This window comes from Pseudomonas sp. RW407 (assembly GCF_003176655.1).
GTDB lineage: Bacteria > Pseudomonadota > Gammaproteobacteria > Pseudomonadales > Pseudomonadaceae > Pseudomonas > Pseudomonas delhiensis.
This window is the reverse complement of the sequence record NZ_QGSL01000091.1, coordinates 120,696-136,306: the sequence shown is the minus strand read 5'-3', so window position 1 is coordinate 136,306 and position 15,611 is coordinate 120,696. Positions and strand designations below refer to the sequence as shown.

At 68.7% G+C, this 15,611-nt stretch carries 18 protein-coding genes; 9 read left to right on the top strand and 9 right to left on the bottom strand.

Features of this window, described 5'->3' with window-relative positions:
* Positions 1 to 78: 78 nt before the first annotated feature.
* Both DK254_RS12965 and DK254_RS12960 read left to right on the top strand, forming a co-directional pair.
* Complete coding sequence (locus tag DK254_RS12965; RefSeq protein ID WP_009615221.1) at positions 79 to 402, top strand: DUF3392 domain-containing protein; 324 nt, start codon at positions 79 to 81, stop codon at positions 400 to 402.
* A gap of 50 nt (positions 403 to 452) precedes the next feature.
* Positions 453 to 707: a hypothetical protein gene (locus DK254_RS12960; RefSeq protein ID WP_009615219.1), complete on the top strand. Its 255-nt coding sequence runs from the start codon at positions 453 to 455 to the stop codon at positions 705 to 707.
* 783 nt (positions 708 to 1,490) lie between these two features.
* On the opposite strand, the gene trmB is transcribed toward DK254_RS12960, so the two are convergent.
* The 4 genes from trmB to DK254_RS12940 all read right to left on the bottom strand — a co-directional run bounded on the left by trmB (position 1,491) and on the right by DK254_RS12940 (position 3,840).
* Entirely contained in the window at positions 1,491 to 2,162 is a 672-nt protein-coding gene (gene trmB / locus DK254_RS12955) for a tRNA (guanosine(46)-N7)-methyltransferase TrmB (protein WP_217900405.1), read from the bottom strand.
* A 138-nt stretch (positions 2,163 to 2,300) separates the two neighbouring features.
* A complete protein-coding gene (locus DK254_RS12950; protein ID WP_109934089.1) occupies positions 2,301 to 3,107 on the bottom strand; it encodes a thiazole synthase in 807 nt (268 codons plus the stop codon).
* Positions 3,108 to 3,164: 57 nt separating this feature from the next.
* Positions 3,165 to 3,365: a sulfur carrier protein ThiS gene (thiS, locus tag DK254_RS12945; protein ID WP_089390964.1), complete on the bottom strand. Its 201-nt coding sequence runs from the start codon at positions 3,363 to 3,365 to the stop codon at positions 3,165 to 3,167.
* Positions 3,366 to 3,465: 100 nt separating this feature from the next.
* Positions 3,466 to 3,840: a DUF423 domain-containing protein gene (locus DK254_RS12940; protein ID WP_089390965.1), complete on the bottom strand. Its 375-nt coding sequence runs from the start codon at positions 3,838 to 3,840 to the stop codon at positions 3,466 to 3,468.
* A 62-nt stretch (positions 3,841 to 3,902) separates the two neighbouring features.
* On the opposite strand from DK254_RS12940, the gene mtgA reads away from it, so the two are divergent.
* Positions 3,903 to 4,595: a monofunctional biosynthetic peptidoglycan transglycosylase gene (gene mtgA, locus DK254_RS12935; protein WP_109934088.1), complete on the top strand. Its 693-nt coding sequence runs from the start codon at positions 3,903 to 3,905 to the stop codon at positions 4,593 to 4,595.
* Between the two features lie 7 nt (positions 4,596 to 4,602).
* Here mtgA and DK254_RS12930 read toward each other — a convergent pair whose 3' ends face one another.
* The 5 genes from DK254_RS12930 to ftsY form a co-directional block, all read right to left on the bottom strand.
* Positions 4,603 to 5,205, bottom strand: coding sequence for a hypothetical protein (locus DK254_RS12930; RefSeq protein WP_109934087.1), 603 nt, complete (start codon positions 5,203 to 5,205; stop codon positions 4,603 to 4,605).
* Between the two features lie 79 nt (positions 5,206 to 5,284).
* Entirely contained in the window at positions 5,285 to 6,139 is an 855-nt protein-coding gene (rpoH, locus tag DK254_RS12925) for an RNA polymerase sigma factor RpoH (RefSeq protein ID WP_109934086.1), read from the bottom strand.
* Positions 6,140 to 6,252: 113 nt separating this feature from the next.
* The gene (ftsX, locus tag DK254_RS12920) at positions 6,253 to 7,260 is read right to left on the bottom strand and encodes a permease-like cell division protein FtsX (protein ID WP_109934085.1); all 1,008 of its coding nucleotides are present in this window, start codon (positions 7,258 to 7,260) and stop codon (positions 6,253 to 6,255) included.
* Complete coding sequence (ftsE, locus tag DK254_RS12915; RefSeq protein ID WP_009615202.1) at positions 7,260 to 7,931, bottom strand: cell division ATP-binding protein FtsE; 672 nt, start codon at positions 7,929 to 7,931, stop codon at positions 7,260 to 7,262. Before ftsE ends, ftsX begins: the two co-directional genes overlap by 1 nt.
* Positions 7,928 to 9,367 carry a signal recognition particle-docking protein FtsY gene (ftsY, locus tag DK254_RS12910; RefSeq protein ID WP_109934084.1) on the bottom strand — a complete coding sequence of 480 codons (1,440 nt, stop codon included), beginning with the start codon at positions 9,365 to 9,367 and terminating at the stop codon, positions 7,928 to 7,930. The genes ftsE and ftsY overlap by 4 nt, the downstream gene beginning before the upstream one ends.
* 149 nt (positions 9,368 to 9,516) lie before the next feature.
* On the opposite strand from ftsY, the gene DK254_RS12905 reads away from it, so the two are divergent.
* From DK254_RS12905 to DK254_RS12880, 6 genes are all read left to right on the top strand, one after another.
* Positions 9,517 to 10,887, top strand: coding sequence for a pitrilysin family protein (locus DK254_RS12905; RefSeq protein ID WP_109934083.1), 1,371 nt, complete (start codon positions 9,517 to 9,519; stop codon positions 10,885 to 10,887).
* Entirely contained in the window at positions 10,880 to 12,373 is a 1,494-nt protein-coding gene (locus tag DK254_RS12900; protein WP_109934082.1) for a pitrilysin family protein, read from the top strand. The genes DK254_RS12905 and DK254_RS12900 overlap by 8 nt, the downstream gene beginning before the upstream one ends.
* Positions 12,373 to 12,981 carry a 16S rRNA (guanine(966)-N(2))-methyltransferase RsmD gene (gene rsmD / locus DK254_RS12895; protein ID WP_109934081.1) on the top strand — a complete coding sequence of 203 codons (609 nt, stop codon included), beginning with the start codon at positions 12,373 to 12,375 and terminating at the stop codon, positions 12,979 to 12,981. The genes DK254_RS12900 and rsmD overlap by 1 nt, the downstream gene beginning before the upstream one ends.
* 29 nt (positions 12,982 to 13,010) lie before the next feature.
* Positions 13,011 to 14,015, top strand: coding sequence for a virulence protein RhuM/Fic/DOC family protein (gene rhuM / locus DK254_RS12890; protein ID WP_109934080.1), 1,005 nt, complete (start codon positions 13,011 to 13,013; stop codon positions 14,013 to 14,015).
* Positions 14,016 to 14,026: 11 nt separating this feature from the next.
* Complete coding sequence (locus DK254_RS12885; RefSeq protein ID WP_109934079.1) at positions 14,027 to 15,022, top strand: hydrolase; 996 nt, start codon at positions 14,027 to 14,029, stop codon at positions 15,020 to 15,022.
* 79 nt (positions 15,023 to 15,101) lie between these two features.
* Positions 15,102 to 15,512, top strand: a complete 411-nt coding sequence (locus DK254_RS12880; protein WP_109934078.1) for a GNAT family N-acetyltransferase — start codon at positions 15,102 to 15,104, stop codon at positions 15,510 to 15,512.
* Positions 15,513 to 15,611 lie beyond the last annotated feature (99 nt).

Here is a 15,611-nt window from a genome sequence, read left to right as displayed (position 1 = left end):
AAAACGCCTGGCGGCTGAACCACCCACCCGTCGCTCGGGTAAACTCCCCCGTCGACCGCCCCCGACCAAGGAGCCTGCATGGACTTCGCCCTCGACCTGATCGCCAGCGCCTCCCGCTGGAGCCGCAGCCATCTGTCCGATATCGCCCTGGCGATCATGGCCACCCTGCTGGTGCTGTTCGGCCCGGCGATCAACGCCTGGGTGCAGCAGCGCATCGGCAGCCTGAACTTCGTCTTCCGCACCCTGCTGTTCGTGCTCATCTGCGCCGTGGGCTACGGCCTGGCCATGGTCTTCGTCACCCCCTGGGTGGCCCACGGCCTGAACTACTTCAACAACTACACCCTGGCGCCGGTGCTGCTGTTGCTGTTCTTCATCATCGGCATGATCGCCGACCGCAGCTGACGGGCCTGCTAGTGTTTCCCCAGTAGCCAACGCGCAACTGGGGAAACGCCATGAAACCGATCAAGCACCTGTACCTGCACTTCGTCGACGGCCAGCGCCTGGCGCTGCGCTTCCCGCAACAGAGCGAGGACCCGGTGGAGGTGGCGCAGGGCATCCGCAAGCAGTTGGAGTCGCCCTGCCTGAGCATCGAGGTGGATGGCGACCTGCTGCTGATCCCGCGCAGCAGCATCAAGTACCTGCAGATCACCCCGGCGCCGCTGAGCCTGCCGGACATCACCGTGGTCGGCGCCGAGTTGATCGACTGAGCGCGAGCGGCAAGCCGTAGGGCGCATAACGCCCCAGGCGTTATCCGCCGTCGACCTTCGCGCCAGGGCTAGCGGCGGATAACCGCGAACGGTTATACGCCCTACGCACACCTCCCGCCCGTAGGACCTTGTCCGCGATGGCCGGAGGTTCCGGCGCGGTTCGCGGATGAGATCCGCTCCTACACCGCGCCACGCACGCCATTCCCATGTAGGAGCGCGCCCTGCGCACGATCGCGGGCAGGGCCCGCTCCTACAGCGTGCAGGACGTTTCGGCGGCTCAGTCGACGCGCTGGAACTTCAGACCTTCACGCCAGGGCCAGCGGCGGATAACCGCGAACGGTTATGCGCCCTACGCACACCTCCCGCCCGTAGGAGCGGACCTTGTCCGCGATGGCCGGAGATTCCGGCGCGGTTCGCGGATGAGATCCGCTCCTACACCGCGCCACCTACGCCATTCCCCTGTAGGAGCGCGCCCTGCGCGCGATCGCGGGCAGGGCCCGCTCCTACAGCGTGCAGGACGTTTCGGCGGCTCAGTCGACGCGCTGGAACTTCAGACCTTCACGCCAGGGCCAACGGCGGATAACCGCGAACGGCTATGCGCCCTACGCACACCTCCCGCCCGTAGGAGCGGACCTTGTCCGCGATGGCCGGAGGTTCCGGCGCGGTTCGCGGATAAGATCCGCTCCTACACCGCGCCACCTACGCCATTCCCCTGTAGGAGCGCGCCCTGCGCGCGATCGCGGGCAGGGCCCGCTCCCACAGCGTGCAGGACGTTTCGGCGGCTCAGTCGACGCGCTGGAACTTCAGGTCCCAGACGCCGTGGCCGAGGCGTTCGCCGCGGCGCTCGAACTTGGTCACCGGGCGCTCTTCCGGGCGCGGCACGTAGGTGTTGTCCGGGGACAGGTTGCGGTAGCCGGGCGCAGCGTTCATCACTTCCAGCATGTGCTCGGCGTACTGTTCCCAGTCGGTGGCCATGTGCAGGATGCCGCCGACCTTCAGCTTGCTGCGCACCAGTTCCGCCCAGGCCGGCTGGACGATGCGGCGCTTGTGGTGGCGCGCCTTGTGCCAGGGGTCGGGGAAGAACAGCAGCACGCGGTCGAGGCTGGCGTCGGCCACGCAGTCGCGCAGCACTTCCAGGGCGTCGCAGCTGTAGACGCGGATATTGCTCAGGTCCTGCGTCAGCATGCCGTTGAGCAGCGCGCCCACACCCGGGCGGTGCACTTCGACGCCGATGAAGTCCTGGTCCGGCGCCGCGGCGGCCATCTCCAGGGTGGCGTGGCCCATGCCGAAGCCGATCTCGAAGGTGCGCGGGGCCTTGCGCCCGAACACCTGGTCGAAGTCGCGCAGGCCGTCGGTCAGCTCCAGGCCGAAGCGCGGCCAGCCCTGGTCGAGGCCGCGCTGCTGGCCTTCGGTCATGCGCCCGGCGCGCATCACGAAGCTCTTGATGGTGCGCATCGGCCGGTCGGTGGCCTGCTCGGCCTGGGGCTGCTGGGTATCGCTCATGTTCGGACCTTGGAAAAAACGGGGCAGTGAAAGTGACGACGGGCCGGCCCGCGCCTGGCGAGCCGGCCCGCTCGGGGCGCCGCGCCGGGATCAGCCGATCAGGCCGCTCATCGGCGAGGAGGCGCTGGCGTACAGTTTGCGCGGCATGCGCCCGGCCAGGTAGGCCAGGCGACCGGCGACGATGGCGTGCTTCATGGCTTCGGCCATCATCACCGGCTGCTGCGCGTGGGCGATGGCGGTGTTCATCAGCACCGCCTCGCAGCCCAGTTCCATGGCGATGGTGGCGTCGGAGGCGGTGCCCACGCCGGCGTCCACCAGCACGGGAACGCTGGCTTCCTCGAGGATGATGCGCAGGTTGTAGGGGTTGCAGATGCCCAGGCCGGAGCCGATCAGGCCGGCCAGCGGCATCACCGCGATGCAGCCGATCTCGGCCAGCTGGCGGGCGATGATGGGGTCGTCGCTGGTGTACACCATCACGTCGAAGCCGTCCTTGACCAGCACTTCGGCGGCCTTGAGGGTTTCCACGACGTTGGGGAACAGGGTCTTCTGGTCGGCCAGCACTTCCAGCTTCACCAGGTTGTGGCCGTCCAGCAGCTCGCGGGCCAGGCGGCAGGTGCGCACCGCTTCCACGGCGTCGTAGCAGCCGGCGGTGTTCGGCAGGATGGTGTAGCGGTCCGGCGGGATCACGTCGAGCAGGTTCGGCTCGCCGGGGTTCTGGCCGATGTTGGTGCGGCGCACCGCCACGGTGACGATCTGCGCGCCGGAGGCCTCGATGGCGCGGCGCGTCTCGTCGAGATCCTTGTACTTGCCGGTGCCCACCAGCAGGCGCGACTCATAGGTACGCCCGGCGAGGGTGAAAGGCTTGTCGACCGGCAGGGTGGAAGAGGCTTGGCTCATCGGATCTTTCCTCAGCAAAAGCGGGTGGGGCGGGGCCTGAATTCGGTGGACGGCGGCCTAGCCGCCGCCGATGGCCTGCACCACTTCCACCTGGTCACCCTCGCGGAGGGCGGTGGCGGCGTGCTGGCTGCGCGGCACTATGTCCAGGTTCAGTTCGACCGCGACGCGGCGCCCTCCCAGTTCCAGGCGCTCGAGCAGGTGGGCCACGCTCTGGCCGTCGGGCAGCTCGTAGGGTTCGCCGTTCAACTGGATATGCATGGGCAGCACCGTCGCGATTGGAGGGGTGGGCATTCTAGCCCGAGAGCCGGCGATGACCAAGGCGCAAGCGGGCCATCGGCCGGCGATTCTGACGTCCGGGTCAGCCCGTCAGCCTCCAGGCCGCCAGGCCCAGGCACAGCCAGCCGGCGAGGAAGCAGACGCCGCCGATGGGGGTGATGGCGCCGAGCACCGGGGTGGCGGTCAGGGTCAGCAGGTAGAGGCTGCCGGAGAAGATCAGGATGCCGGCGACGAAGAACCCGCCGGCGAAGCCCACCAGGCGCCCGCCCAGGTGCGCCGAGAGCAGCGCCACGCCGAACAGGGCCAGGGCGTGGAGCATCTGGTAGTGCACGCCGGTCTGGAAGATCGCCAGGTAGTCGGCGCTCAGCCGGCTCTTCAGGCCATGGGCGGCGAAGGCGCCGAGGGCCACGCCGGTGAAGCCGAAGAAGGCGGCGAACAGCAGGAAGGTACGCAACATGGGAAAACTCCCTGGAAGGTCAAGCCCGTTATAATGACGCGCACTATCGCCCGGGAAAACCCATGCGCACTCTGTTCCGCCGCCTGATCAAGTTTCTTCTCTACTTCGCCCTGGGCAGCGTGGCCGTGGTCGTCGTCCTGCGCTGGGTGCCGCCGCCGGGCAGCATGCTGATGGTCGAGCGCAAGGTACAGTCCTGGTTCAATGGCCAGCCCATCGACCTGCAGCGCGACTGGCGCAGCTGGGACGAGATTTCCGGCAACCTCAAGGTGGCGGTCATCGCCGGCGAGGACCAGAAGTTCGCCGAGCACCACGGCTTCGACCTGCCGGCCATCGAGCAGGCCCTGGCCCACAACGGCCGCGGCAAGAGCATTCGCGGGGCCAGCACCATCAGCCAGCAGACCGCCAAGAACCTGTTCCTCTGGCCCGGCCGCAGCTGGCTGCGCAAGGGCCTGGAAGCCTGGTTCACGCTGCTGCTGGAGACCTTCTGGCCGAAGCAGCGCATCCTCGAGGTCTACCTGAACAGCGCCGAGTGGGACGACGGCGTGTTCGGCGCCCAGGCCGCCGCGCGCCATCACTTCGGCGTCGACGCCAGCCGCCTGTCGGCGCAGCAGGCCGCGCAGCTCGCCGCAGTGCTGCCCAACCCGCGCCAGTGGAGCGCCGCGCGCCCCAGCGGCTACGTCCGCCAGCGCGCCGCCTGGATCCGCCAGCAGATGTGGCAGCTCGGCGGCCCCGATTACCTGGAGCGCCTGCGCTGAGCCGCGCTCAGTGCGCCAGGCTCTCCCGTGGTACCACCTGCAGCCAGACCAGCTCGCCATTGCGGTGCAGCAGCGTCAGGCCGCGCTCGGGGTAGATCCAGGCCTCGCCGCGGTCGGTCTGCAGGCGCAGGCGCGGCGGGCCGAAGCTGGCCACCAGGCGGCCGACGCTCAGCGCCTGGCTGGGCGCCAGCAGCACCGAGGCCACCGCCTGCCGGCGCAGTTGCTCCAGCATGCCGTCGCTGAGCGGCTGGTCGGGCGCCCCCGGCGCTATGCCGGTAGCCTTCTGCAGGCTGCCGCGTTCCTCGTCGCTCAGCACCAGCTCGGCCTCCACCCGCCAGGGACCGTCGGGCGTACCCAGGGTGCCGCGGTAGCTCAGCTGGGCGCCCTGCCCGTCACGGGTCAGCCACAGCGCGCCGTCCTGCCAACTGTGCAACTGGCCGAGGTCGAGGGTGCCGTCGGCCAGGGGCCCGAACACCTCGCGCTGCCAGTCCTCCAGCCAGGCCGGCGGCGGCAGCGGCGTCGTGGAGCGCGCCACCCAGAGCCCGGCGGCGAAGGCCAGCAAGGCAAAGGCGAGGATCAGCAGGCCATGGGCCGGGCGTAGTCGGGGCATCGGGTCTCCGGGCATGCGCGGGCAGAAAAAAACCGCACCCCGAGGGGTGCGGTCTTCAGTCTAGCGGTGCAGCGGGCGCTTATGCCTCGATGCGCCCCTTGAGCTTGTTCATCGCGTTCTTTTCCAGCTGACGGATGCGCTCGGCGGACACGTTGTACTTGGCCGCCAGGTCGTGCAGCGTCGCCTTCTCCTCGGCCAGCCAGCGCTGGTGGAGGATGTCGCGGCTGCGCTCGTCCAGGCCTTCCAGCGCCTCGTGCAGGCTGGCGGTGGAGCTGTCGCTCCAGTCCGCTTCCTCCAGCTGGCGCGCCGGGTCGTAGCGATGGTCTTCCAGGTAGTGCGCCGGGGACTGGTAGGCGCTTTCGTCGTCGGCGTCGGCCGCCGGGTCGAAGGCCATGTCCTGGCCGCTCAGGCGGCTTTCCATCTCGCGCACTTCCCGGGCTTCCACGCCCAGGCTCTCGGCCACGCGCTCGACTTCGTCGTTGCTCAGCCAGGCCAGACGCTTCTTCTGGCTGCGCAGGTTGAAGAACAGCTTGCGCTGCGCCTTGGTGGTGGCGACCTTGACGATCCGCCAGTTGCGCAGGATGAACTCGTGGATTTCCGCCTTGATCCAATGCACGGCGAAGGACACCAGACGCACACCCATTTCCGGGTTGAAGCGCTTCACGGCCTTCATCAGGCCGACGTTACCCTCCTGGATCAGATCGGCCTGGGCCAGGCCGTACCCGGAATAACTCCGGGCGATGTGCACGACGAAGCGCAGGTGCGCCAGCACCATTTGCCGTGCCGCTTCCAGATCTTGCTCATAGAAGAGGCGTTCGGCCAGCTCGCGCTCCTGCTCCGGCGTCAACAGCGGGATGCTGTTCACCGAGTGCACGTAGGCTTCCAGGTTTGCACCGGGAACCAGGGCATAGACAGGTTGCAGGGAAGTGGTCATGCGAATCCTCCGATTCACGAAACTCGCGCAGTGTAGCACTGGGCGATCTGACTGCAAGCGGGTGTAAAAGTTCCTTTACAGCCAAAAAGAAAACAGGGGAAATCAGTCAGTTGTCAGCGCGGCGCCAGCTCCCGCAGGTGCCGCGCCACGGCCAGCCAGGCGCCGATCCAGCCCAGCAGCACCGCGCCTATGGTCAGCGACAGGCCGTCGTTCAAGGGCACGCCGGCCAGGGCGAAATCGCTGCCGTAGAGGCCGGCGAGGTTGACCACCGAGGCGTTCAGCCAGTTCAGGCCGAACTCCAGCAGGGCCCAGGACAGGATGCCGGCGCCCAGGCCGTAGAGCGCCCCCATATAAAGGAAGGGCCGGCGAACGTAGCCGTCGGTCCCGCCGACCAGCTTGATCACTTCGATTTCGTTACGACGGTTTTCGATGTGCAGACGAATGGTATTGCCGATCACCAGCAGCAGGGTCAGCACCAGCACCACGGTCAGGCCGAAGACGAAACGGTCGCCCAGCTTGAGGATGGCCGACAGCCGCTCGACCCACACCAGGTCCAGTTGGGCCTGTTGTACCCCGGGCAGCTCGGCCAGGCGTTGACGCAGGGCATCGAGCTGGTTGCGATCGACCTGCTTGGGCGTCACCGAGATCACCGCCGGCAGCGGGTTCTCCGGCAGCTCCTTGAGCGCCTCGCCCAGGCCGGACTGTTCCTGCAGCTCTTTCAGCGCGTCCTCGCGGCTGATCAGCTGCGCCTCGATCACGTCGGGCATGCGCTCGATCTGCTCGCGCAGGTCCTGGCCCTGGCTTTCGCTGGTCTTCAGGTCCAGGTACAGGGAAATCTGCGCCGCGCGCTGCCAGGAGCCGCCCAGGCGCTCGACGTTGCCCAGCAGCAGCGACAGGCCCATGGGCAGGCTCAGGGTGATGCCCATCACCAGGCAGGTGAAGAAGCTGCCGAAGGGGTGGCCGAACATCCGCTTGAGGCTGTCCACCAGGCTGGCGCGGTGGCTTTCGCCGTAGGCGCTGAACAGTTGGCCCCAGTCGGTGGATTCCTTCTCCACGCGCTCGCGGCTCTTCTTCGGCTGCGTGCCCTCTTCCGGGGCGTGCGGCAGTTGCTGGTCGTTCATCAGGCCTCCTCCTCGCGGTCCGCGATGATCCGCCCGCGCTGCAGGGTGATCATGCGATGGCGCATGCGCGCGATCAGCGCCAGGTCGTGGCTGGCGATCAGCACGGTGGTGCCGAGGCGGTTGATGTCCTCGAACACGCCCATGATCTCCGAGGCCAGGCGCGGGTCGAGGTTGCCGGTGGGTTCGTCGGCGAGCAGCAGCGCCGGGCGGTGCACCACCGCGCGGGCGATGCCGACGCGCTGCTGCTGGCCGGTGGAGAGGTCGGACGGCAGGTCCTCGGCCTTCTCCTTGAGGCTCACGCGGTCGAGCGCCGCCTCCACCCGCTGGGCGATCTCCGCCTTGGGCAGACCGAGGATCTGCAGCGGCAGGGCGACGTTGTCGAACACCGTGCGGTCGTTGAGCAACTGGTGGTTCTGGAACACCACGCCGATCTGCCGGCGCAGGAAGGGAATCTGCGCGGTGGTGATGCGCGCCAGGTCCTGGCCGCCGAGCAGCAGCTTGCCGGAAGTCGGCCGCTCCATCGCCAGGATCAGCCGCAGCAGGGTGCTCTTGCCGGCGCCGGAGTGGCCGGTGACGAAGAGGATCTCGCCGCGGTGGATGCGGAACGAGGCGTCATGCAGGCCGACGTGGCCGTTGGGATAGCGTTTGCCGACCTGCTCGAAGCGGATCATGCGGTCTCCCGGGTCTCGAACAATGCACGGACGAAAGCGTCGGCCTCGAAGGTGCGCAGATCGTCGATCCCTTCGCCGACGCCGATGTAGCGGATCGGCAGGCCGAACTGCTTGGCCAGGGCGAAGATCACCCCGCCCTTGGCGGTGCCGTCCAGTTTGGTCAGGGCCAGGCCGGTGAGTTCCACGGCGTTGTTGAACTGCTTGGCCTGGTTGATGGCGTTCTGCCCGGTGCCGGCGTCGAGCACCAGCAGCACCTCGTGGGGAGCCGTGTCGTCCAGCTTGCCGATGACCCGGCGCACCTTCTTCAGCTCTTCCATCAGGTTGTCCTTGGTGTGCAGGCGCCCGGCGGTGTCGGCGATCAGCACGTCGACGCCACGGGCCTTGGCGGCCTGCACGGCGTCGAAGATCACCGAGGCCGAGTCGGCGCCGGTGTGCTGGGCGATCACCGCGATGTTGTTGCGCTCGCCCCACACCTGCAACTGCTCCACGGCGGCGGCGCGGAAGGTGTCGCCGGCGGCCAGCATGACCTTCTTGCCGTCCATCTGCAGCTTCTTCGCCAGCTTGCCGATGGTGGTGGTCTTGCCCACGCCGTTCACCCCGACCACGAGGATCACGTAGGGCTGTTTTTCAGCGGTGATGGCCAGCGGCTGCTCGACCGGGCGCAGCAGCCCTGCCAGCTCTTCCTGCAGGGCCTTGTACAGCGCCTCGCTGTCGGCCAGCTCCTTGCGCGCCACGCGCTTGGTCAGGTTCTGCACGATGGCGGTGGTGGCCTCGACGCCGACGTCGGCGGTCAGCAGGCGCGTCTCTATCTCGTCGAGCAGGTCGTCGTCGATGGCCTTCTTGCCGAGGAACAGGCTGGCCATGCCCTCGCCGAGGCTGGCGCTGGTCTTCGACAGGCCCTGCTTGAGGCGGGCGAAGAAGCCGGGCTTGGCCGGTTCGACGGCGGCGGGCTTCTCGACGGCGGCGGGCGCGGGCGCTGCGACCGGCGGTTGTTCCGCGGCCGGAGCCGGAGCCGGAGCCGGAGCCGGAGCCGGGACAGGCTCGACCACGGGCGCGGCGGGGGCAACGGGCGCTACCGCCTCGACCGGGGGCTGCGGTTCGCTGGCGACCTGAGGCTCGGCCGGGCGGACCGGCTCCAGCGGCTCGGCGGGCAGGCTTTCGGCCGGCGGGGCTGGCGCCAGCGGTTCGGCGGGGGCAACGGGCAGCGGCGTGCGCAGCTCGTCGACGGGCGCCGGCCGGGGCGCTTCGGCTGCCGGGGCCGGTGCGGCCTGCTCAGGCTGCGCCGCCGGGCTTTCCGCCGGCTGCGCGGGGGCCGCCTCGGCTTCGGAGGCTGGCGCTACGGTCTCTTCGGCCTGGGGTTTCTTGCGGAACCAGCTGAACAGGCCTTTCTTGTCCCCGCCCTGCGGGGCCTTCTTGTCGTCGTTGGAACCAAACATGAATGGCTTGCATCTCAAGGGAGCGGCACGGGACGTGGCCGCCCGGAAAACGGATGGGTATCCTAGCATCTCCTCGCCTGCCGGGGTTAGGCGGCTGCCCGACAGTCATCCCGCCACCCAACGGGCCATCAGCAAGGATCCGTTCGACCATGAAAAACCCTCCACGCCGCACGCTCGGCCTGCTCTGGGGCGTGCTCTGCCTGCCGCTGTTCGCCCTCGCCGCCGAACCCCAGCCGACCCACGAATACGTACTGGACAACGGGCTCAAGCTGGTAGTTCGCGAAGACCACCGCGCCCCCGTGGTGGTCTCCCAGCTCTGGTACAGGATCGGCTCCAGCTACGAGACGCCCGGCCTCACCGGCCTGTCCCACGCCCTGGAGCACATGATGTTCAAGGGCAGCAGCAAGATGGGCCCGGGCGAGGCCTCGCGCATCCTGCGCGACCTCGGCGCCGAGGAGAACGCCTTCACCACCGACGACTACACCGCCTACTACCAGGTGCTGGCCAAGGACCGCCTGCCGGTGGCCTTCGAGCTGGAGGCCGACCGCATGGCGCACCTGACGCTGCCGGCCGACCAGTTCAAGAGCGAGATCGAGGTGATCAAGGAAGAACGCCGCCTGCGCACCGAGGACAAGCCCTACGCCCTGGCCTACGAGCGCTTCAAGGCGGCGGCCTACCTGTCCAGCGGCTACCACTCGCCGACCATCGGCTGGATGGCCGACCTGCAGCGCATGACCATCGACGACCTGCGCGCCTGGTACAAGGCCTGGTACGCGCCGAACAACGCCACCCTGGTGGTGGTCGGCGACGTCCAGCCCGAGGAGGTCAGGGCCCTGGCCCAGCGCTGGTTCGGCGACATCCCGCGGCGCGAACTGCCGCCGGCGCGCAAGCCGCTGGAAGTGCCCGACCCGGGCGAGCGCCGGCTGACCCTCCAGGTGCGCACCCAGCTGCCCAGCCTGATCATGGGCTTCAACGTGCCCAGCCTGGGCAGCAGCGAGAACCCGCGCGAGGTGCACGCCCTGCGGCTGATCTCCGCGCTGCTCGACGGCGGCTACAGCGCCCGCCTGTCCTCGCGCCTGGAGCGCGGCCAGGAACTAGTGGCCGGCGCCTCCGCCTCCTACGACGCCTTCGCCCGCGGCGACACCCTGTTCACCCTGAGCGCCACCCCCAACGTGCAGAAGGGCAAGACCCTGGAGCAGGTGGAGAAGGCCCTCTGGCAACAGCTCGACGAGCTCAAGACCACCCCGCCCAGCCAGGAAGAACTGGAGCGCGTGCGCGCCCAGCTGATCGCCGGGCTGGTCTTCGAGCGCGACTCCATCGCCGCCCAGGCCAGCGGCATCGGCCAGCTGGAGAGCGTCGGCCTGTCCTGGCGCCTCGCCGACCAGGACCTGGAGGCCATCCGCCAGGTCACCGCCGAAGACATCCGGAAGGCCGCCCGCACCTATTTCGTCCGTTCGCGCCTGACCCTCGCCCAGGTGCTGCCGCAAGCCGATACCGACAAGGAGCCGAGCCATGAGTGAACGAAACGGCCTGCGCTACGGCCTGCTCGGCCTGGTCGTCCTGCTGCTGGTCGCCGGCCTGGCGTTCTGCGTCAGCCGCCCCGCCGGCGGTAGCAACCCAACCCCGCAGGCGCCGGCCGCCGCAACGCCCAGCGGCCTGCAGTCGCTGGCCGAGGCCGCCGGCAAGAAACCCGGCCACCGCCAGTTGGACATCCAGCGCTGGACCACCGCCGAAGGCGCCCGCGTGCTCTTCGTCGAGGCCCACGAGCTGCCGATGTTCGACCTGCGCCTGACCTTCGCCGCCGGCAGCAGCCAGGACGGCGACGCCCCCGGCCTGGCCATGCTCACCAACGCCATGCTCAACGAAGGCGTGCCGGGCAAGGACACCAGCGCCATCGCCGCCGGCTTCGAGGACCTGGGCGCCGACTTCATGAACGGCTCCTACCGCGACATGGCGGTGGCCGGCCTGCGCAGCCTGAGCGAGAAGGACAAGCGCGAAGCCGCCGTCGCCCTGTTCGACCAGGTGGTGGGCCAGCCGACCTTCCCCGAGGAAGCCCTGGCGCGCATCAAGAACCAGGTGCTGGCCGGCTTCGAGTACCAGAAGCAGAACCCCGGCAAGCTGGCCGGCCTGGAACTGTTCAAGCGCCTCTACGGCGACCACCCCTACGCCCACTCCAGCGACGGCAACGAGCAGTCGGTGCCGAAGATCGGCGTCGCCCAGCTGCGCGCCTTCCACCAGAAGGGCTACGCCGCCGGCAACACGGTGATCGCGCTGGTCGGCGACCTCAGCCGCGCCGAGGCCGAGGCCATCGCCGCCAAGGTCTCCGCCTCGCTGCCCAAGGGCCCGGCGCTGCCGCCGGTGGCCCGGCCGGCCGTGCCCAAGCCGGGCCCCAGCCACATCGAGTTCCCCTCCAAGCAGACCCACCTGCTGCTGGCCCAGCTCGGCATCACCCGCAACGACCCGGACTACCCGGCGCTCTACCTGGGCAACCAGATCCTCGGCGGCGGCGGCTTCGGCACCCGCCTGATGGACCAGGTGCGCGAGAAGCGCGGGCTGACCTACGGCGTGTCCTCCGGCTTCACCGGCATGCAGGCGCGCGGCCCCTTCACCATCGGCCTGCAGACCCGCGCCGAGCTGAGCGAGGGCACCCTCAGGCTGGTCCAGGACATAGTCCGCGACTACGTGAAGAACGGCCCGACGCAGAAGGAACTGGACGACGCCAAGCGCGAGCTGGCCGGCAGCTTCCCGCTGTCCACCGCGAGCAACGCCGACATCGTCGGCCAGCTCGGCGCCATCGGCTTCTACGGCCTGCCCTCGGACTACCTGGAGACCTTCCTGGCCCAGGTCCAGGCGCTGGACGTGGACAAGGTCAAGGCGGCCATGCAGCGCCACGTCGACCCGGACGCCTTCGTCGTCGTCACCGCCGGCCCGACCGTGCCGCAGAAACCGCTGCCGCCGCCCACCGACAAACCGGCCGAACAGCCCCTCGGCGTTCCGGAGCATTGATGAACAGACGACCCAAGGCCCCCGCCCAGGCCGCCCGCCAGCACGGCGGGCAGGGCCAGCTGCGCATCATCGGCGGGGAATGGCGCAGCCGCCGCTTCGCCTTCCCCGAGGGCCCGGGCCTGCGCCCGACCCCCGACCGGGTGCGCGAAACCCTGTTCAACTGGCTGGCCGCCTACGTGCCCGGCGCCCGCGTGCTCGACCCCTTCGCCGGCAGCGGCGCGCTCTTCCTCGAAGCGCTGTCCCGCGGCGCCAGCCGCGGCACCGCCCTGGACCTGAACCGCGAAGCCGTGGCCGCCCTGCGCGGCCACCTGGCCACGCTGAAGTGCGAGAACGGCGAAGTGCAGCTGCAGGACGCCCTCGCCTACCTGGCCAAGCCGGCCCCCGAGCCGGTGGACCTGGTATTCCTCGACCCGCCCTTCCACCAGGACCTGCTGCAGAACGCCTGCCGCCTGCTGGAGGAAAGCGGCTGGCTGGCCCCCGACGCCTGGGTCTACACCGAGAGCGAAAGCGTCCCCTCCAGCCTCGGCCTGCCGGCCAACTGGCGGCTGCATAGGGAGAAGCAGGCGGGGAATGTGCATTACGCGCTGTGGCGGCGCAGCAGCCAATAAGCCAAACCACCTGGCGCAAGGAGCAGCCAATGGACGAACCGACGCAGAGCCCCATCGCCATTTATCAGGCGGATGACGGCGGCCAGACCACCGAAGTTCGTCTGGAAGGCGAAAGCGCCTGGCTGACTCAGAGGCAGATGGCAGAGCTGTTCGCCACGACGCCGGAAAACGTGCTGATGCACCTGAGGAACATCTACCGGGAAGGCGAGTTGCAGGAAGAGACAACTACTAAGGATTTCTTAGTAGTTCGCGAGGAAGGCCGGCGAAAGGTGCAGCGCCGGCTCAAGCATTACCACCTCGACGCCATCATCTCCGTCGGCTACCGCGTCAACTCCCGGCAAGGCACACGCTTCCGCATCTGGGCCAACCAGGTGCTCAAGGACTATCTGGTTCAGGGTTACGCACTCAACGAACGCCGCCTTCAAACCCAGCAAGCCCGCATTCGCGAACTGGAGCAAACGCTGACGCTGTTCCAGCAGAACCTCATCGACCAGGCCAACCTGCCCGAGGCGCGGGGCCTGGTGAGTGTCATCGCCGGCTATGCGCGCACCTTCGTGCTGCTCAACCAGTTCGACAGCGAGCGCCTGCCCGCGGAAGGTTTCGATGAAAGCATCCGCTACGCCATCGAACCCACCGATGCCCACGCCGCGATCACGGCCCTGAAGACCGACCTGCTGGCCAAGGGCGAGGCAAGCGAGTTGTTCGGACGCCCCAAGGACGACAGCTTCCTCGGCATTCTCGGCAACGTCACGCAGTCCTTCGCCGGCCAGTTCCTCTACCCCAGCATCGAGGAGCAGGCTGCGCACCTGCTTTACTTCATCATCAAGAACCATCCGTTCACCGACGGCAACAAGCGTATTGGCGCCTTCCTGTTCATCTGGTTCCTGCAGCGCAACCAGCATCACCTCAAGCACGACGGCGAACTGAAGATCAACGACAACGCCCTGGCCGCCATCGCCCTGCTGGTGGCGCAAAGCGATCCACGACAGAAAGAACTGATGATCCACCTGATCATGAACCTCATCCGCAACTGAGCCATGCCCGCATGACACCGCCCTTCCAACCCGCCTGGTGGCTCCCCGGCCCGCACCTGCAGACGCTCTACGGCTCGCTGCTGCGCAAGGCGCCGGTGCTGCAGCGCGAGCGCGAGCGGCTGTGGCTGGAGGATGGCGACTTCCTCGACCTCGACTGGCATGGCCCGCACAACGCCCGCACGCCGCTGGTGCTGGCCGTCCACGGGCTGACCGGTTCTTCCGACTCGCACTACATCCGCGGCCTGCAGTTCGCCCTGCAGGCCCGCGGCTGGGCCAGCGTGGCGCTGAACTGGCGCGGTTGCTCGGGCGAGCCCAACCTGCTGCCGCGCGGCTACCACTCGGGCATCAGCGAGGACCTGGCGGCGGTCATCGAGCACCTGCGGCGCATGCGCCCGCTGGCGCCACTGTACGCGGTGGGCTATTCGCTGGGCGGCAACGTGCTGCTCAAGTACCTTGGCGAGCGCGGTGGCGACAGCCCGCTGCGCGGCGCCGTGGCGGTGTCGGTGCCGTTCCGCCTGGACCGCTGCGCCGACCGCATCGGTATCGGTTTCTCGCGCATCTACCAGGCGCACTTCATGCGCGAACTGGTGGCCTACGTGCGCAACAAGCAGCAGAGCTTCGCCGAGCGCGGCGCCCAGGAGCACCTGGCGGCCCTGGAGCGCCTGGGCCCGCTGGACGGCATGCGCACCTTCTGGGACTTCGACGGCCGCGTCACCGCGCCGCTGCACGGCTTCGCCGACGCCCACGACTACTACAAGCGCGCCTCCAGCCGCTTCTACCTGGGCGGCATCCATACCCCGACGCTGGTCATCCACTCCAGCGACGACCCCTTCATCGACGCCGGCAGCATCCCGCCGGCGGACGAACTCTCGGCCAGCACCGAGCTGGAGCTGCACGAGCACGGCGGCCATGTGGGCTTCATCGGCGGCACGCCGGGACGACCGGACTACTATCTGGAAAGGCGCATCCCCGACTGGCTGCTGGCCCTGCACGGCAGCGCCGGCTGACGCGGGCTTGACCGGGATCAGCATCGGCCGGCCAGCGATGGTCCAGGCTGGAGGCGCCAAAGGGCAAGGAGGGGAAGCCATGAGCGAAGCGACCATCCGGATTCACCGCGTCACTTCACTGGACGACGCCCAGTGCGTTGGCATAGCGGCGCTCTACCGCACCGTCGGCTGGGGCCACCCGAACGACGCGGACGAATTGCGCGATCTCTGCGAATCTTCCGGCTACGTGCTGCTGGCCAGCGAGGGCGAGCAGGTGGTCGGCCTGCTCCGCGCCGAGCCGGAGAACGCCCAGACCACCTGGCTGGCCGAGCTGGCGGTGCTGCCCGCTCACCAGGGCCGTGGCATCGGCACTTCGCTGATGCAACGCTTCATCGCCGACCATCCCGGCGCGCGCCTGTACACCGACGCTACCGATGGGGTGGAAGGGTTCTTCCTCCGGCATGGCCTGGAACTGCGCCAGCCGCTGGTGCCTGGGCCGCGCAAAGATTGATACCGGCGGGGGTAGATTCGGCTTTTCGTAGGATGGGTTTCGCTTCGCTCAACCCATCCTACGGCGGTGCTCTTCTCTGCCATGTAGAAGCGAGCTTGC